The organism is Actinomadura sp. NTSP31 (genome assembly GCF_041951385.1).
Lineage (GTDB): Bacteria > Actinomycetota > Actinomycetes > Streptosporangiales > Streptosporangiaceae > Spirillospora > Spirillospora napierensis.
Genome location: NZ_JBGNUT010000002.1, coordinates 411,679 through 431,375, shown reverse-complemented (window position 1 = coordinate 431,375; position 19,697 = coordinate 411,679). Strand labels below are relative to the sequence as shown.

General features: G+C 74.3%; 18 protein-coding genes. 8 read left to right on the top strand and 10 right to left on the bottom strand.

Annotated features, from left to right (window positions below; translation table 11 throughout):
* Positions 1 to 12: 12 nt before the first annotated feature.
* The 5 genes from ACA514_RS04770 (at position 13) to ACA514_RS04750 (ending at position 4,007) form a co-directional block, all read left to right on the top strand.
* Positions 13 to 780, top strand: coding sequence for an SDR family NAD(P)-dependent oxidoreductase (locus ACA514_RS04770; RefSeq protein WP_375039743.1), 768 nt, complete (start codon positions 13 to 15; stop codon positions 778 to 780).
* Positions 781 to 903: 123 nt separating this feature from the next.
* Positions 904 to 1,860 carry a DMT family transporter gene (locus ACA514_RS04765; RefSeq protein ID WP_375039742.1) on the top strand — a complete coding sequence of 319 codons (957 nt, stop codon included), beginning with the start codon at positions 904 to 906 and terminating at the stop codon, positions 1,858 to 1,860.
* 17 nt (positions 1,861 to 1,877) lie between these two features.
* On the top strand, positions 1,878 to 2,705 hold the full coding sequence (locus ACA514_RS04760) for a serine protease (protein ID WP_375039741.1): 828 nt from the start codon (positions 1,878 to 1,880) through the stop codon (positions 2,703 to 2,705).
* Positions 2,706 to 2,767: 62 nt separating this feature from the next.
* Positions 2,768 to 3,676: an NAD-dependent epimerase/dehydratase family protein gene (locus ACA514_RS04755; protein ID WP_375039740.1), complete on the top strand. Its 909-nt coding sequence runs from the start codon at positions 2,768 to 2,770 to the stop codon at positions 3,674 to 3,676.
* Positions 3,677 to 3,686: 10 nt separating this feature from the next.
* Positions 3,687 to 4,007 carry a GroES family chaperonin gene (locus tag ACA514_RS04750; protein ID WP_375039739.1) on the top strand — a complete coding sequence of 107 codons (321 nt, stop codon included), beginning with the start codon at positions 3,687 to 3,689 and terminating at the stop codon, positions 4,005 to 4,007.
* Between the two features lie 35 nt (positions 4,008 to 4,042).
* Here the strand turns inward: ACA514_RS04750 and ACA514_RS04745 are convergent, their stop codons facing one another.
* Entirely contained in the window at positions 4,043 to 5,089 is a 1,047-nt protein-coding gene (locus tag ACA514_RS04745; RefSeq protein WP_375039738.1) for a LacI family DNA-binding transcriptional regulator, read from the bottom strand.
* Between the two features lie 262 nt (positions 5,090 to 5,351).
* On the opposite strand from ACA514_RS04745, the gene ACA514_RS04740 reads away from it, so the two are divergent.
* Positions 5,352 to 7,085, top strand: coding sequence for a glycoside hydrolase family 6 protein (locus ACA514_RS04740; RefSeq protein ID WP_375039737.1), 1,734 nt, complete (start codon positions 5,352 to 5,354; stop codon positions 7,083 to 7,085).
* 68 nt (positions 7,086 to 7,153) lie between these two features.
* On the opposite strand, the gene ACA514_RS04735 is transcribed toward ACA514_RS04740, so the two are convergent.
* The 7 genes from ACA514_RS04735 to ACA514_RS04705 form a co-directional block, all read right to left on the bottom strand.
* Entirely contained in the window at positions 7,154 to 8,566 is a 1,413-nt protein-coding gene (locus ACA514_RS04735) for an amidase (protein ID WP_375039736.1), read from the bottom strand.
* A 107-nt stretch (positions 8,567 to 8,673) separates the two neighbouring features.
* The gene (locus ACA514_RS04730; protein ID WP_375039735.1) at positions 8,674 to 10,239 is read right to left on the bottom strand and encodes an amidohydrolase; all 1,566 of its coding nucleotides are present in this window, start codon (positions 10,237 to 10,239) and stop codon (positions 8,674 to 8,676) included.
* Positions 10,236 to 11,498 carry an amidohydrolase gene (locus ACA514_RS04725; RefSeq protein ID WP_375039734.1) on the bottom strand — a complete coding sequence of 421 codons (1,263 nt, stop codon included), beginning with the start codon at positions 11,496 to 11,498 and terminating at the stop codon, positions 10,236 to 10,238. The genes ACA514_RS04730 and ACA514_RS04725 overlap by 4 nt, the downstream gene beginning before the upstream one ends.
* A complete protein-coding gene (locus ACA514_RS04720) occupies positions 11,495 to 12,304 on the bottom strand; it encodes an ABC transporter ATP-binding protein (RefSeq protein WP_375039733.1) in 810 nt (269 codons plus the stop codon). The genes ACA514_RS04725 and ACA514_RS04720 overlap by 4 nt, the downstream gene beginning before the upstream one ends.
* On the bottom strand, positions 12,301 to 14,175 hold the full coding sequence (locus tag ACA514_RS04715; RefSeq protein ID WP_375039732.1) for a dipeptide/oligopeptide/nickel ABC transporter permease/ATP-binding protein: 1,875 nt from the start codon (positions 14,173 to 14,175) through the stop codon (positions 12,301 to 12,303). Before ACA514_RS04715 ends, ACA514_RS04720 begins: the two co-directional genes overlap by 4 nt.
* Positions 14,172 to 15,191 carry an ABC transporter permease gene (locus ACA514_RS04710; RefSeq protein WP_375039731.1) on the bottom strand — a complete coding sequence of 340 codons (1,020 nt, stop codon included), beginning with the start codon at positions 15,189 to 15,191 and terminating at the stop codon, positions 14,172 to 14,174. The genes ACA514_RS04715 and ACA514_RS04710 overlap by 4 nt, the downstream gene beginning before the upstream one ends.
* Positions 15,191 to 16,750: an ABC transporter substrate-binding protein gene (locus ACA514_RS04705; RefSeq protein WP_375039730.1), complete on the bottom strand. Its 1,560-nt coding sequence runs from the start codon at positions 16,748 to 16,750 to the stop codon at positions 15,191 to 15,193. The genes ACA514_RS04710 and ACA514_RS04705 overlap by 1 nt, the downstream gene beginning before the upstream one ends.
* 127 nt (positions 16,751 to 16,877) lie before the next feature.
* On the opposite strand from ACA514_RS04705, the gene ACA514_RS04700 reads away from it, so the two are divergent.
* Complete coding sequence (locus ACA514_RS04700) at positions 16,878 to 17,990, top strand: Lrp/AsnC family transcriptional regulator (RefSeq protein WP_375039729.1); 1,113 nt, start codon at positions 16,878 to 16,880, stop codon at positions 17,988 to 17,990.
* Here ACA514_RS04700 and ACA514_RS04695 read toward each other — a convergent pair.
* Positions 17,915 to 18,667: a hypothetical protein gene (locus tag ACA514_RS04695; RefSeq protein ID WP_375039728.1), complete on the bottom strand. Its 753-nt coding sequence runs from the start codon at positions 18,665 to 18,667 to the stop codon at positions 17,915 to 17,917. The genes ACA514_RS04700 and ACA514_RS04695 overlap by 76 nt on opposite strands.
* A 73-nt stretch (positions 18,668 to 18,740) precedes the next feature.
* On the bottom strand, positions 18,741 to 18,938 hold the full coding sequence (locus ACA514_RS04690; protein WP_375039727.1) for a hypothetical protein: 198 nt from the start codon (positions 18,936 to 18,938) through the stop codon (positions 18,741 to 18,743).
* 248 nt (positions 18,939 to 19,186) lie between these two features.
* Here ACA514_RS04690 and ACA514_RS04685 point away from each other — a divergent pair, with 248 nt between their 5' ends.
* Positions 19,187 to 19,555: a PH domain-containing protein gene (locus ACA514_RS04685; protein WP_375039726.1), complete on the top strand. Its 369-nt coding sequence runs from the start codon at positions 19,187 to 19,189 to the stop codon at positions 19,553 to 19,555.
* Positions 19,556 to 19,697 lie beyond the last annotated feature (142 nt).

Sequence of the window (19,697 nt, the reverse complement as noted above, 5' to 3'; positions counted from 1 at the left end):
AGGCTCGGAGGCATGCCGACCGCCTTCATCACCGGCGCGACCGCGGGCATCGGCGCCGCGTTCGCCCGCCGCCTCGCCTCCGACGGGTTCGACCTGGTCCTGCTGGCCCGCGACACCGAACGGCTGGAGCGGGCCGCCGACGAGCTGCGCGACCGGTACGGGGTGCGCGCCGAGACGCTGACCGCGGACCTGTCCACCGAGGCGGGCCTCGCCGCCGCCGAGGAGCGCGCCCGCAAGGACGTCGACCTGCTGGTCAACAACGCGGGGTTCGGCCACAAGGGCGTGTTCCTCGACGTGCCGGTGTCGGACGAGATCACCATGCTGAAGGTGCACTGCGAGGCCGTCCTGCGGCTCACCCACGCGGCGCTGCCCGGGATGCTGGAGCGGGGCCGGGGCGGGATCATCAACGTCTCGTCCGTCGCCGCGTTCGCGACGCGCGGCACCTACGGGGCGTCCAAGGCGTGGGTGGTCAACTTCAGCCAGGGCGCGGCCGCCGACATCCGGGGCCGCTCGCGCGGGCGCGTCCGGGTGATGGCGCTGTGCCCCGGCTTCACGCACACCGAGTTCCACCAGCGGGCGAACATGGACATGTCCGGCCTGCCGGGGTTCATGTGGCTGAAGGACGCCGACGTCGTCGACGCGGCGCTGCGCGACCTGCGGCGCGGCGCGCAGCTGAGCGTGCCCGGCGCGCAGTACAAGGCGATCGTGGGGCTCAGCCGGCTGGTGCCCCGCGGGCTGGTCGCGCGGCTGTCGTCCGACACCGGCCGAAACTACGATTGATCAAGTAGTCAACCGTCACGGTCTTGTCACACGGAGTCCGGCACGGCATGTTGGACTTCCGGCGGTTCTCAGGCGCGCGGAACCCCGGTTCCGCCCACCCCCGATCCGCCGAGAGGTCCCCTGATGGGTCACGACCTGGGTTACGCCGCCCTCGCTCTGATCGCGACCACCGTCTACTACATCGCCTTCCTCGTGTTCCGCCTGTCCGCGCGCCGGATGGAGCCGCTGCGCGGCAGCCGCCCGTTCCACGTCGCCCGGCTGATGCTCACCGACCCGGTCTGGCTGGGCGGCGGGCTGCTGCTGTTCCTCGGCCTCGGCTACGAGGTGGTGGCGTTCCAGGAGATGCCGCTCGCCCTGGCACAGCCGATCTTCGCGGTCAGCCTCGTGGGCCTCGTCGGGTACGCGGTCTGGTTCCTCGGCGAGCGGCTGAGCCTGCGGGAGTGGGCGAGCGTCGCGCTGTTCGTGCTGGCGACCGTGCTGATCGGGCTGTCGGCCACGAGCGAGGGCACGCCCGCGGCGGACGCCACGCTGCTCGGCACCGTGCGCGCGCCGTGGACGATGCTGGCGATCTGCGCGCCCGCGGTGATCGTCGCCGGCCTGGTGTGGCTGGTCGGGGACCGGCGGGCCGGCGGCCGGCACGCCCGCAAGCTCGCCGGGGTCGCCTACGGCATCGGCGCGGGCGCCTGCGCGGGGCTCGCCGAGGCCGGCATCCGCGGCATCTCGATCGTCTACGCCGACACCGGCAGCGTGCGCGCCGTCCTGGAGTCGGCCTACCCGTACCTCACGCTCGGGCTCGCCGCGATCGCGCTCGGGCAGCTGCAGATCGCGCTGCAGCGCTGCCGCATCGCGATCGTCGCGGTCGTGCTGACCGTCATCGGCCGCACCTACCTCATCGTCAGCAGCACCGTCCTGTTCGGTGAGGACTGGCCCCGGGACACCCTGCCGTTCCTGCTGCGTGCGGGCGGGTTCCTGCTGGCGCTGGTCGCGCTGGTGACCTTCCCCCGCTACGAGGAGCCGGGCGTCACCGGGGCCCTGCCGGCGCGGGCCGCGCGCCGCAGGGGCGTGCGCGCCATGCCGTGATCCCTTAGATTGCCGGAATGGCCCTCCCCTCCCGTTCGCCTCTGGAGGCGGCTCCCCGGCATCGCGGGGCCTCCGCCCGGAAACCGCGATCCGGCAGGGCCTTCGGCACGGCCGCGCTCGCGGCCGCCGCCCTCGGCTCCTGCCTGCTGCCCCTCGCCGCCTCCCCCGCGTCCGCCGTGGTCGGCGGCGCGCCCGCCGCCGCCGCCTCCTACCCGTGGCTGGGGGCCGTCGGCTCGCCGGCGTTCTTCGTCCGCCCGGCCGGCCAGTTCTGCGGCGGCGTCCTGATCAAGCCGGACCAGCTGCTCACCGCCGGGCACTGCGTGTCGTTCCTGCGCGGGGCGCCCGGCCTCATCAAGGTCACCTTCGGCCGCGACGACCTGACCGGCAAGGGCGGCGAGACCGTCTCGGTGAAGTCGCTGCGGCTGCATCCGAAGTACAGCGAGACCTCGTTCAAGGGCACGACGGCCAGCCACCACGACCTGGCCGTCCTGACGCTCGCTCGGCGCGTGAACCGGCCGACCGTCACGCTCGCCGCCCCCGGGTCCGCGCAGAGCGGCGTCGTCGCCGGCTGGGGCACCACGTCCGAGACCGACTTCTTCAACACCCGGCTGCGCGCCGTCACGGTGCCGCTGCCCGGCGACGACGCCTGCGAGAAGGCCTACGGCGACGACTACACCGCGTCCGACAACGTGTGCGCCGGATCGCCGAAGGCCGACAGCTGCCTGTTCGACAGCGGCGGCCCCCTGCTGGCCGACGGCCGCGTCATCGGCCTCACCTCGTGGGGATACGGCTGCGCCAAGCCCGGCTATCCCGGCGCCTACACCCGCGTGACCGACCTGCCCTGACCGGCGGCCGGAAGCGGGCAGCGGTTGGCGCCGCCGCCCCGCCTCCGGCGATGCTGTGACCCATGCGCGTATTGGTGACGGGGGCGGCGGGCTACATCGGGTACGCGGTCGGGCGGCGGCTGGTCGCCGCCGGGCACGACGTCGACGGCCTGGTACGGCGGGACGCCGCGCTGCCGGACGGGGTGCGGCCCGTCCGCGGCGACGTCCTCGACCCCGCGTCCCTGCCGGCCGGGCCGTACGACGGGGTCTGCCATCTCGCGGCCCTCACCCGCGTCCGCGAGTCGTTCGAGGAGCCGTTGCGCTTCTTCACCGCCAACGTGCAGGGGACGGTCAACGTGCTGCGCGCCGCCGCCGGGGCGCGGGTGGTGTTCGGGTCGACGGCCGCGGTCTACGGGACGCCCGAGCGCCAGCCGATCCCCGAGACCGAGGGCACCGCGCCGTCCAGCCCGTACGGGGCGTCGAAGCTGGCCGCCGAGCAGGCCGTCCGCTACCACGCCCGGACCGGCGCGATCGGCGCGGTCGTGCTGCGGACGTTCAACGTCGCGGGCTCGGTGGACGGCCGGGCCGACCCCGACGAGACCCGGCTGATCCCCAAGGCGCTCGCGGTGGCCGCCGGCCGCGCGCCCCGGCTGGAGATCAACGGCGACGGGTGGGCCGTCCGCGAGTTCCTGCACGTGGACGACCTCGCCGCCGCCTACGTCCGCGCCTTGGAGGCGGTGGGCCTCGGGGAGGATCGGCTCTACAACGTCGGCAGCGGCGCCGGGACCGCCGTCCACGAGGTGGTCGCGGCGGTCGAGGAGGTCACCGGGCGGCCCGTCCCGACGCTGCGCCGCCCGCCGCGGCCGGAGCCGCCGGTGCTGGTCTGCGACCCGGCCGCGATCCGCGCCGGCCTCGGCTGGCGGCCGGAGCGGTCCGCCCTCCCGGAGATCATCCGGAGCTCGTGGTCCGCTCTCACCCGCGCGGGCGGATAAACTCTCCAGCGTGTCCGACCCGAAGTTCGAAGTCCAGATGCTGCACGACCGTGTCATGATCAAGGTCGAGAAGGACGCCGGCGAGCGCCGCAGCACCGCCGGCATCGTCATCCCCGCGACCGTCGACCAGAGCAACCGGCTCGTCTGGGGCGAGGTGTGCGGGACCGGGCACCACGTACGGACCGTCAAGGTCGGCGACCGCGTCCTGTTCCACCCCGAGGACCAGTACGAGGTCGAGATCCAGGGCGAGAACTACCTGGTCATGCGGGAACGCGACCTGCACGCGATCGCCAGCGAGCGCCCCGAGCACGGCACCGGCCTCTACCTGTAACCCGGCGCGGGACCTGCCCGAGAACGAGTACCGCATCAGGCGGACTCGCGGACGATGAGCCGGGTCCGCAGCACCACGCCGCGGTCGCCGGGCGGCCGGCCGCCGGCGCAGGCGCGCAGCTCGCGGGCGAGCCGGGCGCCGAGGTCCTCGGCGGGCCGGCGGACGGTGGTCAGCCGGGGCCGCACCTGCCGGGCGACCGGGGCGTCGCCGAACCCGACGACCGCCACGTCGCCCGGGACGCGCCGCCCGGCCCGCCGCAGGGCGCGCAGCGCCCCGACCGCCATCAGGTCCGAGGCGGCCAGCACCGCGTCGATGCCGGGACGGCGTTCCAGCAACCGGCTCATGGCGTGCTCGCCGGACAGCCGGCCGAAGTCGCCGTGCCCGACCAGCCCGGCCACGTCCATCCCGGCCTCCTGTGCCGCGATCCGGTAGCCCGCCAGCCGGTCCACGCCCGCGGCCATGTCGGCCGGGCCCGCGATGGTGGCGATCCGCCGCCGGCCGGAGGCCAGCAGGTGCCGGACGGCGGCGTGCGCCCCGCCCCGGTTGTCGGCGTCCACGTAGGGCAGGGCCGCGTCGTCGAGCGGCCGTCCGGCCAGCACGACCGGGGCCCCGGCGGCGGCGCGCAGGACGCACGCGCGCCGGTCGGGGTGCGCGCCGACCAGCAGCACGCCCTCGACGCGGCCGCCGCGCAGGTAGTCGGCGGCGGCCTCCCATTCGCCCGGCGTGCCGGCCATCAGCACCACCAGGGGGCGGCGGCCGCCCAGCTCGCGCCGCACGCCCCACAGCAGCCCGGCGTGGAACGGGTCGGCGAAGATCCGGGCGCCCTCGTCGCACACCACCACCGCGACCGCGCCCGGGGAGCGGCGGTCCGGCGGGGACGGGCGGCGCGGCACGTAGCCGAGGTGCCGCGCGGCCTCCTCGACCCGGTCGAGCGCGGCGCGGCTGACGTGGGCCGAGCCGGTCAGGGCACGGGAGGCGGTGGCGGGCGAGACGCCGGCCAGCCGGGCCACCTGCGCCAGGGTGGGCGCGCGGCCCGGCGGTTCCGCGGCGAGCGGACCGGCGGCGGGTTCGGTGATCGTCAACGGCGCACTCCCTTCGGGTGTCCCGGCCGCGGGGGGCCGGCCGGGGAGGTGGGAGTAATGGGAGCGCTCCCAAGAATCGGGTCGGCGCGCCATTGTGTCAAGGGCCGCCTGACACCCGGCGAACGCCGCCTTCAACCCGCGCCGCGCGATTCGTGAAAACCGTGGAAGAAGGCTTTCCGGGGCGGTGCGCGGCGATCTACGGTCGCGTTCGGCCCTGAAAATGGGAGCGCTCCCATAAGGCACTGGATCGAGGAGGACCCGGATGAGACATCCATCGGTGCGCCCCGCCGTGCGCCGCGGCCTGGCGGCCGGATCGGCCGCCGCGTTGCTGGCCGCCGGCGCGGTCGTGCTCACGCAGGCGGAGGCCGGCGCGGCCGCCGGCTGCAAGGTCGACTACGTCCAGAACGACTGGGGCGGCGGCTTCACCGCCACCGCCACGGTCACCAATCTCGGCGACGCGCTCAACGGCTGGACGCTCGAATGGGACTTCGCCGGCGACCAGAAGGTCACCAGCGGGTGGAGCGGCACGTTCGGCCAGAGCGGGCAGCACGTCACGGTGAAGAACGCCTCCTGGAACGGCTCGCTGGCGACCAACGCGAGCGTGACCCCCGGCTTCCAGGCGACCTACTCCGGGACGAACGCCGCGCCCGCGTCGTTCAAGCTGAACGGCGAGACGTGCACCGGCGGGACGTCCAGTCCCCCGCCCACCTCTCCCCCGCCCACGTCCCCGCCGCCGACCTCGCCGCCGCCCGGCGGCCGGGTGGACAACCCGTTCGCGGGCGCGAAGCAGTACGTCAACCCCGAGTGGTCGGCGCTCGCGGCCGCCGAACCGGGCGGGAGCAGGATCTCCAACCAGCCGACCGCCGTATGGCTGGACCGGATCGCGGCCATCGAGGGCGTGAACGGCGGCATGGGCCTGCGCGCCCACCTGGACCAGGCGCTGAAGGAGGGCGCCACCACCGCGGAGTTCGTGGTCTACGACCTGCCCGGCCGCGACTGCGCCGCCCTGGCCTCCAACGGCGAGCTCGGCCCGACCGACATCGACAAGTACAAGGCGCAGTACATCGACCCGATCGCCGCCATCATGAGCGATCAGAAGTACGCGAACCTGCGCATCGTGACGGTCGTCGAGCCGGACTCGCTGCCGAACCTCGTCACGAACGCGGGCGGGACGGCCGGGTCCACCGACGCGTGCGCGGCCATGAAGGCCAACGGCAACTACGTCAACGGCGTGGCGTACGCGCTGAAGAAGCTGGGCGCCATCCCGAACGTCTACAACTACGTGGACGCCGGCCACCACGCCTGGCTGGGCTGGGACAGCAACTTCAACCCGACGGTCCAGCTGTTCGCCCAGGTCGCCGACGCGTCCGGCGGCAAGGCGAACGTGCACGGCTTCATCACCAACACCGCCAACTACTCGGCCGCGCACGAGCCGTACTTCAAGGTCACCGACACGGTGAACGGCACCACCGTGCGCCAGTCGAAGTGGGTGGACTGGAACAACTACGTGGACGAGCAGTCGTACGCGCAGGCGCTGCGCACCGCCCTGGTCGGCGCGGGCTTCGACTCCCACCTGGGCATGCTGATCGACACCTCGCGCAACGGCTGGGGCGGATCCGCCCGCCCGGCCGGCCCGGGCCCGCTGACCTCGGTGGACGACTACGTCAACGGCGGCCGGATCGACCGCCGCATCCACGCCGGCAACTGGTGCAACCAGAGCGGCGCGGGCCTCGGTGAGCGTCCGGCGGCGGACCCGGCGACCGGGATCGACGCCTACGTGTGGATCAAGCCGCCCGGCGAGTCCGACGGCGCCAGCCAGCCCGTCGACAACAACGAGGGCAAGGGCTTCGACCGCATGTGCGACCCGACGTACACCGGCAACCCCCGCAACGGGAACAACCCGACCGGCGCGCTGCCCAACGCGCCGCTGGCCGGGCACTGGTTCTCGGCCCAGTTCCAGGAACTGCTGAAGAACGCCTACCCGGCCCTCCCGTAAGGGAGCGCTCACAGAAGGGCCCGGCCGCCGCCCTCAGGCGGCCGGGCCCTTCGCCGTCCTGCGGGGCCTCACCATTCCGGCGGCCGGTGCCGGTGCCACGGCGCGGCGGCCTCGACCTGGGCGCAGAGGGCGAGGAGCGCGGCCTCGCCCGCGGGCCGTCCTACCAGGCTCACGCCGACCGGCAGGCCGTCGCCCGTGCGGTGCAGCGGCAGGTTGGCGACGGGCTGGCCGGTCATGTTGTAGACGCCGGTGAACACGGTGAACGCGCGCTGCCGGCGGAGGTTGTCGAGCGGCTCGGTGTCCTTCTCGTCGAAGAACTCCACCGGTTGCGGCAGTGCCGCAAGGGTCGGGGTGAGGACGGCGTCGTAGCGGGCCGTCGCCTCGATGGACGCGCGGGCGGCGCGCTGCATGCCGCCGACCGCCGCGGCGAAGCCGGCGCCGTCGATCGGGCGGCCGTACTCGCGCCAGGCGCGGGTGACCGGGCGCAGTTTCTCCTCGGCGTCCGCGTCGACGCCGTGGGCGAGCGACTGGACGCCCCAGACCGTGACGAAGAAGGCGAAGACCTCGGGGTCGAAGGGCGCGGGGATGTCCTCGACCTCGTGACCGAGGCCCTCCAGGACGCGGGAGGCGTGCTCCCACGCCTCGACGCAGGCGGGGTCGACGTCGACCCCGGGTGCCGCGGGCTCGGCGTAGCGGCCGATGCGCAGCCGCCCGGGCTCGCGGCCGGCGTGGCCGAGGAAGGTCTCGCCGTCCGGGAGCGGCGGCGCCCAGTGCGGGTCGCCGGGCATCGGGACGGCCATCAGGTCGAGCATCGCGGCGGCGTCCCGGACGGTGCGCGCCAGCGGGCCCTGCACGCTCAGGCCGCTGACGTCGGTTCCGTCGGGGCCGGCGCTGATCCGGCCCCGGGACGTCTTGAGCCCGAAGAGGCCGCACGAGCTCGCGGGGATCCGGATGGAGCCCCCGCCGTCGCTGCCGTGCGCGACGGGCGCGAGGCCGAGCGCCACGGCGGCGGCCGCGCCGCCGCTGGACCCGCCGGCCGTCCGGGCGCGGTCCCAGGGGTTGCGCGCCGGGCCGGCCAGGTCGTTGTCGGTGTAGCAGCAGAGCCCGAACTCGGGGGTGTTGGTCTTGCCGAGGCTGATCATGCCGGCGCGGCGCAGCAGCGTCACCACGTGCGCGTCCCGGTCGGGGACGTGGTCCGCGAAGGCCCGCGAGCCGTAGGTGGTGCGCACGCCCGCCGTCGGGGTCAGGTCCTTGATGGCCGTGGGCACGCCGGACAGCGGCGTGGGGCGCCCGGGCCGGCCGGTCATCGCCTCGGCCTGCGCGATCGCCCGCTCTCCGGTGACGGTGACGAACGCGCCGTAGCGCTCGTTCAGCCGCTCGATGCGCGCCAGGTAATGGCGCACGAGTTCCACGGGGGCGACCTCTCCCGCCCGCACCGCGGCGGCCTGCTCGAGTGCGCTGAGTTCGTGCAGTTCCGTCATCGCACCTTCCCCTGGCCGGCGGCGGTTTCCGTCCGGTGGCGCACCGGAACATCGCCCACACTAATACCGACCAGTCGGTATGTCATGGGCCGGAACTCCGGCCGCCGTCAGTCGAGGGGGTCGCCGTGGACCTGGCGGCCGGCGAGGAAGGTCGCGTCCACCGTCAGGTGCTCGATCTCCTCCGGCTGGACGCGGGTCGGGTCGGCGGAGACGATGGCGAGGTCCGCGTACTTCCCGGGCGTGAGGGATCCGGTGACGTCATCGGCGTGCAGTTGCCAGGCGGCGTCGATGGTCTGGGCGCGGAGGGCCTGCCGGACGCCGATCCGCTCGCCGATCCCGAACGCATGGCCCTGGCGGGACATCCGGGTCGCGGCGACGGCGATGTTGTGCAGCGGGTTCGCCGGGGTCACCGGGGAGTCGTTGTGCAGCGAGACGCGCATTCCGGTGCTCAGGGCGGTGCCGATCGGCGCCCAGCGGCCCGCGACGTCCGGGCCGAACAGCTCGTTCAGCACCTCGCCCCAGTAGTAGATGTGGTCCGGGAACAGGCTGCACGTGATGCCGAGCGCGTGGGCGCGCTCGAACTGCTCGGGACGCATGGAGCTGGCGTGCTCGATGCGCAGGCGCCGGTCGTCCGGACGGCCGCCGAGCATCCGCTCCCAGGCGTCCAGGACCTGCTGGACGGCGTCGTCGCCGTTGGCGTGGCAGGCCAGCTGCCAGCCCCTGGCGTAATAGGCCCGGGATATCTCCAGCAGTTCGGCGTCGCTGTAATTGGGGGCGTGGCGTTCGCCGGTCGCCAGGTAGGGGAACGACGCGGCGAGATTGCCCGTCCACGGTGAGCCGTCCGCCCAGGTCTTGATGCCGATCTGGCGGATCATGTCGTCGCCGGTGCCCGGCTCGACGTCGCTTTCCAAAGCGGGCGTCGACACTTCGTAGAGGCGCAGGCGGGTGGTGAGCGGGACGTTCTCCAGGAGCGGCCGGGCGCTCGGGTCGAAGGCCATTTCGCTCATCATCGTCACGCCGCGCGCGTTCATTCTCGCGCTCTGCGCCAGCAGCGACGGGGCGATGTCGGTGACGCCTTCGCGGAGATGTCCGGTGACCATGGATATCGCGGCGGGCTCATAGGCGGCGCCGGCCAGTTCTCCGGCGCTGTTCCGGCTGAAACGCCCGCCGGGCGGATCCGGCGTGGTGAGGGTGAGGCCGGCCTGGCGCATGGCCACGGAGTTGAAGAACACCGCGTGGCCGGAATTGTGCATGATGATCAGCGGCGATGCGGGCGCGAGACCGTCGAGCCACGAAAGGGTCGGCTCGGGGAGCCCTTTCTGCAGGAGCGGCTCCCAGCCGTTGCAGACCGTCACCGGGCGGGTGGCGACGGCCTCACTGATGGCGGCCAGGACCTCGTCCGCGGTGGGCAGGACGACCGGGCGGATGTCGACCAGCGCGGGGCTCTGCACGGTCGCGTCGCCCAGGAAATGGCCGTGGGCCTCGACGAATCCCGGCAGGACGCAGCCGTCCACGTCGATGACGCGGGTGGCGGGGCCGCGCAGGCCGTCCAGGGCGTCCCGGTCGTCGCCGACGGCGAGGACGCGCTCCCCGCGCACCGCCAGCGCGCCGGCGAAGGGCGGGGCGTCGTCCATGGTGACGATCCGGCCCCGCAGGATGAGGTCGGCCGTCATGACAGGTACGCCAGGGCCGCGCCGGTCAGGGCGGTCGTACCCGCCTGGATGGACGCCTCCGGGTCGGGCGCGAACTGGGAGCTGTGGTTGCCCGGGATCACCGCCAGCTTCTCCTCCGGGCTCTCCCCCGGCGCGTCCAGCCAGGTCTGCAGCGGGGTGCCGCCGAAGAACCAGAAGTCGGACGGGACGGCGGTGCCGCCGTTGTGCTCGGCGAAGCCGAAGACCGAGAAGTCCTCGCTGCCCATGAGCGGGCCGTGCTCGATCACGGCCCCCGCGCCGAACAGCTCGGTGTGGACGGCGGAGACGCGGGCGTCGGCGGCGGCGTCGTTCACGGTCAGCGGGAAGTCGCCGGAGACGGTCAGCTCGGGCGGCCGGGGGCAGCCGGACGCCGCGCACTCGGCCTCGGCGATGCGGCGGATCGCGGCGAGGACCTGGTCGCGGACCCGCGCGGACTGGCTGCGGAAGTTCAGTGCCACGTGCGCCTCGTCCGGGATCACGTTGGCCTTGGTGCCGGCGCGCACCATGCCGGTGGTGACGACGACCGGCTCGCGCGGCGACACCTCCCGCGACACGATCGTCTGCAGCCGGGTGACGAGGTGCGCGGCGGTGACGACCGGGTCGACGCAGGTCTCCGGGGACGAGCCGTGCCCGCCGCGGCCGAAGATCCGCACGTCCACCGTCGTCGCCGCGGACATGATGAGCCCCGGCCGGTGGACGATCGTGCCGGCCGGGGACGGGCCGACGTGCTGGCCGAGCACCGCGTCCGGGCGCGGCAGCCCCCGCCACGCCGCGTCCCGGACCATCGCCAGCGCGCCCTCGCCGAGCTCCTCGGCCGGCTGCGCGACGGCCAGCAGCGTCCCCGACCAGAGCGCCGTCCGCCGGGCGAGCGCCTCGGCGGCGCCGATCAGGCAGGTGACGTGCATGTCGTGCCCGCAGGCGTGCATGACGCCGGGGACGGTGCTGGCGTAGGGAAGGCCCGTCCGCTCGGTGACGGGGAGCGCGTCCATGTCGGCGCGGACGAGCACGACCGGGCCGTCCCCGTTGCGCAGGACGCCGGCCACGCCGGTGCCGCCGACGCCCTCGGCGACCTTGTACCCGGCGGCGTGCAGGCGGGCGGCGGCGATCCCGGCGGTGCGGTGCTCCTGCCAGGACAACTCGGGCTGGGCGTGCAGGTCGCGGTACAGCTCCCCGAGGCCGGCGGCGTGCTCGCCGAGGTCGCTGAGGGTGTCGCGGGTCTGCTCCGCGGCGCGGCTGGTCACCGGGTCTCCTTCGGCGGCAGGGACGGCGCGCTCGCGAGCAGCCGTCGGGTGTAGGGGTGGGACGGGGCGGCGTAGATGTCGCCCCGCTCGACGATCACGCCGCGGTGCATGACGGCGACGGTGTCGCTGACGTGCCGGACGACGGCGAGGTCGTGGGAGATGAACAGCATCGTCAGCCGCAGCTCGCCGCGCAGCCGGGCGAGCAGGTTGAGCACCTCGGCCTGGATGGAGCAGTCCAGCGCGGAGGTGATCTCGTCGGCGACGACGACCTCGGGCCGGGCGACGAGCGCGCGGGCGATCGCGATCCGCTGCCGCTGGCCGCCGGAGAACTCGTGCGGGTAGCGGCGGGCGGCGTCGGGTTCGAGCGCGACCATCTCCAGCCCGCCGGCGATCTGGTCGGCGTGCGCGCGGGGGTCGGCGCGGCGCGGGTCGATCGCCTCGGCGAGGGCGCGGCCGATCCGCATCCGCGGGTCGAGGGAGGAGTTCGGGTCCTGCGAGATCAGCTGGATGCGGCGGCGGGCCGCGGTGAGCCGCGCGCCGCGCAGCCCGGACACCTCCGCGCCGTCCAGCAGGATGCGGCCGGACCGGGGGCGGACGAGCCCGACCATGGCCTTGGCCAGCGTCGACTTGCCGGATCCCGACTCGCCGACGAGCCCGACCGTGGTGCCCTCCGGCACTTCCAGGCCGACGTCGTCCAGGACGGTGTGGGCGCGGCGCCCGTGCCCGAACACCACGGTGACGTGTTCGGCGGCGAGCTTCGCGGCGGCCGGTCCGGCGGCGGGGGCCTTCTCCATCGGGAGGGTCATGAGGCGTTCTCCTCCACTGTGCCGGCGGCGGGTGCGTTACTGTCCGGTGCGTCCTGGTCGAGGGCGTGGCAGGCGGCCCGGTGGCCGGCGCCGACGGGGATCGCGGCGGGCAGCACCTCGGCGCATTCCGGCATGACGAGCGCGCAGCGGGACGCGAAGGCGCATCCGGCGGGACGGTCGGCGGGCGCGGGCGGGCGGCCGGGGATCGTCGTCAGCGCTTCCTCGCCGGCCGCGTCCACGCGGGGCGTGGCGTCCAGCAGCGCGCGGGTGTAAGGGTGGCGGGCGCGTCCGGCGGCGAGGTCGTCGACGGGCAGTTCCTCCACGATGCGTCCCGCGTACATCACCAGGACCCGGTGGCACAGGGACGCGATGACGCCGATGTCGTGCGAGATGAACAGCATCGCGGTGCCGTCGCGGCGGTTGGCCTCCCGCAGCAGGTCGAGGATCTCGGCCTGGACGGTCACGTCGAGCGCGGTGGTCGGCTCGTCGGCGACGAGCAGCCGCGGCCCGGTGAGCAGCGCGGACGCGATCATGGCGCGCTGGCGCATCCCGCCGGACAGCTCGTGCGGGTGCTGGCGCAGCCGCGCCGCCGGGCGGGTGATCCGGACCGACTCCAGCGCCTCGGCGGCGCGCGCGCGGGCCGCCCGGCGGTCGAGCCCGCGGTGCCGGCGCAGCACCTCGGTGAGCTGGCCGCCGATGCGCAGCGCCGGGTTGAACGACGCGGCCGGGTCCTGGTAGACGACGCCGATCTCGGTGGCGAGCCGGTCGGGCGCGGCGCCGGCGAGCAGGTCCAGGTCGTCCAGCCGGAGGGCGCGGGCGCCGGCGGTGACGGTGTCGGGCAGCAGCCGGGCGACGGCCATCGCGGTGAGGCTCTTGCCCGACCCCGACTCGCCGACGACCCCGACGATCTCGCCGGGCCGGACGGTGAACGACACGCCGTCCACGAGGTCGACGCCCCCGGACGAGACGCGCAGGCCGTCCACGGTGAGCAGCGCCCCGTCGTCCCCGGTCACGGCCGCCGGAGCGGCCTCCGGTGCCGGCGCCTTCTTCAGGCGGCCGGAGATCCCGATGCGGTGCGGGTCGGCGCCCGCCGCGAGCCCGTCGCCGACGAAGCTCGCCAGCACGCCGGTCAGCGTGATCGCGACCGCCGGGCCGAGCGCCTCCGCCGGGTTGGTGTAGAGCGCGTCCAGACCGGTGTTGAGCAGCGCGCCCCAGTCGTAGGACGGCGCCTGCACGCCGAGCCCGATGAAGGACAGGCCCGACAGCGCCGTCAGCGTCCCGGCGAACGCGACCGACAGCAGCACCAGCAGCGGCTCGGCGATGTTCGGCAGCAGGTGCCGCAGGAGGATCCGGTGCGGCGGGACGCCGAGCAGCCGTGCCGCGGCGACGAAGTCGCGGCCGGCGACGGACGCGGCGAGGTTGGCGGTGAGCCGCGCGAACGCCGGGCTCCACGCGACGCCGATCGCGACGACGGCCGCGACGGTCCCCGCGCCGAGGATCGCCGCGACCGCCAGCGCGAGGATTACGGCCGGGTAGGACACCATCACGTCGATGAGCCGCAGCCCGGCCTCCCGCACGCGCCGGCCCGCCACCCACACGGCGGTGCCGAGCAGGATCCCGATCGTCCCGGCGATCGCGGTGGCGGCCAGGGTCATGACGAGGGTGAGGCGGGTGGCGACGAGCGTGCGGGCCAGCACATCGCGGCCGAGGGCGTCGGTGCCGAGCCAGTGGCCGCCGGACGCGCCCTCGCGGGCGGCGCCGGACAGGTGCGTCGCGTCCCCGCCCCAGACCAGCGGGGCGATCACGGCGAGGACGGCGATGAGGCCGAGCCCGGCCAGCCCGGCGGCGAGGCCCCGGGACGAGCGGATCACGAGGTGCTCCTTGCGGTGAGCGTGCGCGGGTCGAGCAGGCCGAGCAGCACGTCGATGAGCAGGTTGAGCAGGGCGGCGAGGATGCCGAGCACCAGCACGGTGCCCTGGATGACCGGATAGTCGCGGTTGATGATCGCCTGCACGACCCGGCCGCCGAGGCCGGGCCAGGCGAACACGCTCTCCACGATGATCGTGCCGCCGAGCATCGCGGTCAGCATCAGCCCGCCCATGGTGAGCGTGCTGGTCAGCAGGTTCGGCAGGGCGTGCCGCGCGTACAGGGCGAGCGGCGGCAGGCGGCGGCCGCGCGCGGTCCGCATGTAGTCCTGGTTCAGCACCACGGCGGCCTCCCGCCGGACGATCCTGGCCAGCACGCACGTCGACGGCAGCGCCACCGCCACGACCGGCAGGACCAGCGCGGACAGGCTGGACGCGCCGGCGGCGGGCAGCAGGTGGAGCGAGATCGCGAAGACCAGGACCAGCAGCGTGCCGAGGACGTACTCGGGGGTGGCGCCGACCAGGCCGGTGAGGAAGGTGAACGCCGCGTCCAGGCGCCGGCGCCGCCCGCCGCGGGTCGCGACGGCGACGCCCATCCCGAGCGGGACGGCGACGGCCAGCACGAGCAGGATCGCCAGGAACGCCAGCTCGGCGGTGAACGGCAGCCGCCCGCTGATCACGTCCGCGACCGGCTCGCGGGTCTGGAAGGACGTGCCGAGGTCGCCGTGCAGGAGGCCGGAGACGTACGAGCCGAACCGCGCGGGCAGGGAGCGGTCCAGCCCGAGCTCGTGCCGGAACCGCGCCACCTGCGCGCCGGTCGCGTCCGTCCCGGCCAGCGCCCGCGCGGGGTCGCCCGGGATCAGCTGCACCATGAGGAAGGTGACGACGACGAGGGTGACGAGCACCCCGGCCAGCCCGGCCAGGCGGCGCGCCAGGAACCCGGTCCACGGGTTCCGGACGCGCCCGCCCGCCCTGCCCGGCGACGGGGCCGGGGCCGGGGCCTCCTGCACGGCGGCCGTCATCAGCCCTGCACCCGGAAGGAGGTCGGGTCGACGGCGCCGCCGGTGACGACGGCGTCGGCGTTCTTGCCGAGCACGAACGCGACGGGCACGGTGGACAGCGGCACCACGTCGTCGCGCTCCAGCAGCGCCTTCTGCGCCGCACCCCACGCCGCGCACTTGCCGGCCTCGTCCGTGGTGGCCATGGCCTTGCCAAAGCCGGCGTCGAAGCCGGCGTTCCGGATCCCGCCGAAGTTGCGGCCCTCGGGCGGGTTCGGGCCGGTGAGCAGGATCGCGCCCGCGGTGAGCGTCGCCTGGAAGTTCAGGTGCGCCATCACCGTGACGTCCCAGTCGCCCTTGTTGGCCAGGACGTCGGACGCCCAGGTGGCGTTGTCGACGTTGCGCAGCGTGACCTTGGCGCCGAGGGCGCGCAGGGCCTCCTGCACGTAGGTGTTGCCGGATCCGCCGGCGACGCCGTTCGTCCCGCTGAGCTTCAGGGAGGCGCCGTTCAGCGCCTTCTTCGCCGCCGCCGGGTCGGTTTTGGTGACGATCGAGCCGTCGGTGTTCGCGCACTGGCTGGTGCTGTCGCTCCAGCTCTTCATCACCTCGCCCTTGCCGCCGTACACCTTGTTGAAGGCGCCCGGGTCGAGGGCCTGCGCGACCGCCTTGCGGAACCCCGGGTCGGCGCCGGGGTGGCCCTTGCGCTCGTTGAACACGGCGAACATCCGCAGCAGCGGCTGGACGTGGACGTGGTAGCCGCCGCCGGCGAACCGGGCCGCGTCGGGCCCGGTGAACGCCGCGTAGTCCAGTTCACCGGTGCTGAGCTGGTTGGCCAGGGTGCTCTCGTTGGACACGATCGACAGCCGCACCGTGGACGGGCGCTCGCCCGCGGGCACCTTCGCCTGCTTATAGGCGGGGAAGGCGTTGTAGCCGTCGCGGAGCTTGAAGGTGTACTGCCGGCCGCGCTGCGCGTCCGTCAGCGTGTAGGGGCCGGTGCCCGCACCAGGGACGGGCCCCTGGTTGAGGGCCTTCGGGTCCTTGAGGCCGGGCGGGCAGACGATGCCGGCGTTGGTCATCGACATGGCGGGCACCAGGTCCGACCACGGCTTGGCCAGCTTGACCGAGACCGTACGGGCCGCGTCGTCGGACGCCACGGTGACCTTGGCGCCGGGGCCGAACGCCAGCCCGGTCCCGGCGGCGCCGGTCTTCGGGTCGGCCCACCGGCGCAGCGACGCGGCGACGTCGCCGGCGGTCAGCGGCTTGCCGTCCGAGCACGTGAGGCCCGCGCGGAGGGTGAAGGTGGCCGCGTCGGGCTCGGCGGTCCACTTCTCCGCCAGGCCCGGCACGAGCGACTGGCCGGCGTCCCGGTAGACGAGGTTGCCGAACTGCATCCGGGCGAAGGAGTAGTCGGTGGCCGCGGTGCCGAGCGCCGGGTCGAAGGTGTTGGCGTCGGACGTCACGGCGTACCGGAACGGGCCGCTGCCGCCGCCCGCGGACGGTTCCGACGAGGTGGTGCAGCCGGAGGCGATGAGGGCCGCCGCGGCCGCCAGCGCGGCGGGAACGGCGGAGCGGGTTCGAACCATGGACTTCTCCCGGGGGGCGAGGAACGAAGGTGGGAGCGACGCAGACCAGAATCGGGGTGGCCGTGAAATATCGAGTAGATTGCACGAATGCTCGGCGAACGCCCCTTGACGCGCACGAATCCGTCGCATGGATGAGCTCGACCTCGCGCTGGTGAACGCGCTGCAGCACGACCCCCGCGCGCCCTGGGCGCGGCTCGCCCGCCCGCTCGGCGTCGACGCCGCCACGCTGTCGCGCCGGTGGGCGCGGCTCAGCGCGTCCGGCGAGGCGTGGGTGACCTCCTCGGCGGCCCCGTCGCAGCTGGACTACGGCGCGTTCGCCCTGGTCGAGGTCGGCTGCCTGCCCGGCGCGAACCAGCGCATCGCCGCGGAGGTCGCCGCCGACCCCTGCGCGGGCAGCGTCGAGCACACCACCGGCAACCGCGACCTGCTGCTGACCGTCAGCGCCATGAGCGTGGCGGCCGTCAGCGAGTACGTGCTGGACCGGGTCGGCCGCATCGACGGCGTGACGTTCACCCGCACGCATCTGAGCCACCGGCTGCACCGCGAGGCCAGCCGGTGGCGGCTGGACTCGCTCAGCCAGGACCAGCGACGGGATTTGGAGCGCGGCGCGGCGGCGGGCGGCGGGCAGGAGCCGGGGCCGCTGCGCGAGGACGAGGTGGCGGTGCTGCTCGCGCTCGCCCCGGACGGCCGCCGCTCGCACGCCGCGCTCGCCGCCGAGCTCGGCCTGTCGGAGGCGCGGGTGCGCCGCGCGCTCACCGGCATGCTGTCCAGCGGGCGGGCGGTGCTGCGCTGCGAGGCCGCGCACTGGCTGGCCGGCTGGCGGGTGACCGGCATGCTGTGGCTGAACGTCCCGCCGCCGCGGCTGCGGGCCGTCGCCGACGCGATCGCGACGATGCGCGAGGCCCGCATGGTCTGCTCGGTCGTCGGGCGCGCGAACCTCATGGTCAACGTGTGGGTGCACGGCATGCGGGAGCTGGCGGCGTTCCAGGCCCGGCTCGCCTCGCTGTATCCGGAGATCCGGATCGTGGAGCAGTCGGTGACGCTGAAATGGGTCAAGCGGGTGGGCCGGCTGCTGGACGGCGAGGGCCGCAGCGTCGGCTGCGTCCCCCTGGACCCGCGGCAGACCTCGCCCGCCGTCCTCGGCCGGCCGTCCGGCCAGCGGCCTCAGTCCCTGCCGGAGGGGCGGCCCGCGACGAAGTCGCCCACCGCGCCGGCGAGCCGCTCCACGGGACGCCTGTAGCGGCGTTCACGCGCCAGCGCGCGCCGCTCCTTGCGCGAGCCCGGCCGGTAGCGGCGCCGCGCCCACGGCGACCCGGGACGGGCCAGCCGGATAGCGCCGACCAGCGCCACGATCCCGATGAACAGCCCGATCAGCCCCGTCCACGTCTTCCCCTTGAGCAGCGCGACGACCGCGAGGCCGAGGTCGAACACCAGGACCCCGGCGATGTTCCAGCCGCCCTCGGTCTGGCCCCGGTGGCCGAGCTCGTCCGCTCCCAGCGGGCGCAGCCCGAGCAGCAGCAGCCCGCACAGCGCGACCGTCACGAACACGACCTCGACCGACAGCCGTCCCTGCTCGGTCCAGTAGACGTCCTTCAGGTGCAGGACGAGCGCGAACTCGTCCAGGACGAGGGCCGTGCCCGCGCCGAAGACGGCGGCGGCCGCCGCCGCCCATCCCGAGGAGTCGTCGGTCACCGCCAGCCCGCCGACCCCGCCCACGCACATGAAAACGAGCCCGAACACCACGTGGTGCACGTGGTGCCCGCCGGGCGTGACGTTGCCCGGCCACCACCGCACCTGCTTGCGGATCATCCGGACGCTGAACCGGATGAACAGGAACGCCGCGATGAACGCCACGAAGAAGCAGAACAGCCGGAGCCGCCCGGTGTCGGCGATCTCCCTGGTGAACCACGCGCCCATGCCGGGCACGTTCCCCGTCCCGCGCAAAGCCAGGGCAGGCCCCAGGTGAACGCGCGGTCGCGGACGCGGCCGGCTACTTGCTCGGCTCCGGCGTCTTGCAGTGCACCTTCGGGTTCGCGCCCACGTAGTTGAGCGGGCCCGCCAGGATCGTGACGACGATGGTGCCGGCCTTGGCGCAGCTGGCCTTCCGGTCGTCGTAGTAGTGCCGCTGGCCTGCGGCGATGGCGCCGATGACCAGCCAGATGAGGACGATGGCCGTTCCGACGCGCACGACAGCCTCCGGGGGGACGTGGCCGCCGCGTTCTCCTGGTCGGTCATGATCGGCGGCCGGGGGTGTCGGGAGGTGTGCCCGCCCGGGGCCGGACCTAACGCGCCCGGCCGGAATGTGCCGCCGTCCACACCGTCCCGCACATGCGGCGGCCGGGAGCCGGGCGCCTGATCGAAGGCGGGCGTGCGGAACGTCCGGCGGTCTACGCTCGTCGAAACGGGTCGGACCACCCACGAGCACGGAGGACGGACATGGGCGACGAGGTCGAGCACGACAGGTCGGGCCAGCTCAAGCAGATCGAGAGCGGGCTGCTGCCCGGCGAGCAGGTCATCGCGGTCTACGACGCGATCGGCACCGGCACCGGGTTCGTCGGGCTCACCGACCGCCGGGTGATCATCCAGGACAAGAGCTTTGCGGGCAAGAAGTACGCGATCACCAGCATCCCCTACTCCAAGATCACCTCGGTCAGCGTGGTCAGCAGCAAGTCGTGGGCCGGGCCCTACTTCTCCTCCGGCACGATCGCGATCAACGTCGGGACGATCGGCTACGAGGTCGAGTTCCGCGGCACCGACAAGAGCCACCACGTGCACAACGTGATCCTGGACTTCATCTCGCGCTGAGCACGGCCGGGCCGGGGCCGGACGGCGGTCTTCCGAGAATCACCTCCCCATGGTGGCTTTCCGCGACGCGGGACCTGCGGACGGTGATCGCGATCCATTAGGCTGGAACCTCCTCGACCCACCCCCGCTCCCAGTCGAGGGG

What these genes read in the sequence shown, in the direction of transcription:
- ACA514_RS04770 (WP_375039743.1), top strand. Translation starts at nt 13, where the DNA reads ATGCCGACCGCCTTCATCACCGGCGCGACCGCGGGCATCGGCGCCGCG.
- ACA514_RS04765 (WP_375039742.1), top strand. Translation starts at nt 904, where the DNA reads ATGGGTCACGACCTGGGTTACGCCGCCCTCGCTCTGATCGCGACCACC.
- ACA514_RS04760 (WP_375039741.1), top strand. Translation starts at nt 1,878, where the DNA reads ATGGCCCTCCCCTCCCGTTCGCCTCTGGAGGCGGCTCCCCGGCATCGC.
- ACA514_RS04755 (WP_375039740.1), top strand. Translation starts at nt 2,768, where the DNA reads ATGCGCGTATTGGTGACGGGGGCGGCGGGCTACATCGGGTACGCGGTC.
- ACA514_RS04740 (WP_375039737.1), top strand. Translation starts at nt 5,352, where the DNA reads ATGAGACATCCATCGGTGCGCCCCGCCGTGCGCCGCGGCCTGGCGGCC.
- ACA514_RS04735 (WP_375039736.1), bottom strand. Translation starts at nt 8,566, where the DNA reads ATGACGGAACTGCACGAACTCAGCGCACTCGAGCAGGCCGCCGCGGTG.
- ACA514_RS04730 (WP_375039735.1), bottom strand. Translation starts at nt 10,239, where the DNA reads ATGACGGCCGACCTCATCCTGCGGGGCCGGATCGTCACCATGGACGAC.
- ACA514_RS04720 (WP_375039733.1), bottom strand. Translation starts at nt 12,304, where the DNA reads ATGACCCTCCCGATGGAGAAGGCCCCCGCCGCCGGACCGGCCGCCGCG.
- ACA514_RS04710 (WP_375039731.1), bottom strand. Translation starts at nt 15,191, where the DNA reads ATGACGGCCGCCGTGCAGGAGGCCCCGGCCCCGGCCCCGTCGCCGGGC.
- ACA514_RS04705 (WP_375039730.1), bottom strand. Translation starts at nt 16,750, where the DNA reads ATGGTTCGAACCCGCTCCGCCGTTCCCGCCGCGCTGGCGGCCGCGGCG.
- ACA514_RS04700 (WP_375039729.1), top strand. Translation starts at nt 16,878, where the DNA reads ATGGATGAGCTCGACCTCGCGCTGGTGAACGCGCTGCAGCACGACCCC.
- ACA514_RS04695 (WP_375039728.1), bottom strand. Translation starts at nt 18,667, where the DNA reads ATGGGCGCGTGGTTCACCAGGGAGATCGCCGACACCGGGCGGCTCCGG.
- ACA514_RS04685 (WP_375039726.1), top strand. Translation starts at nt 19,187, where the DNA reads ATGGGCGACGAGGTCGAGCACGACAGGTCGGGCCAGCTCAAGCAGATC.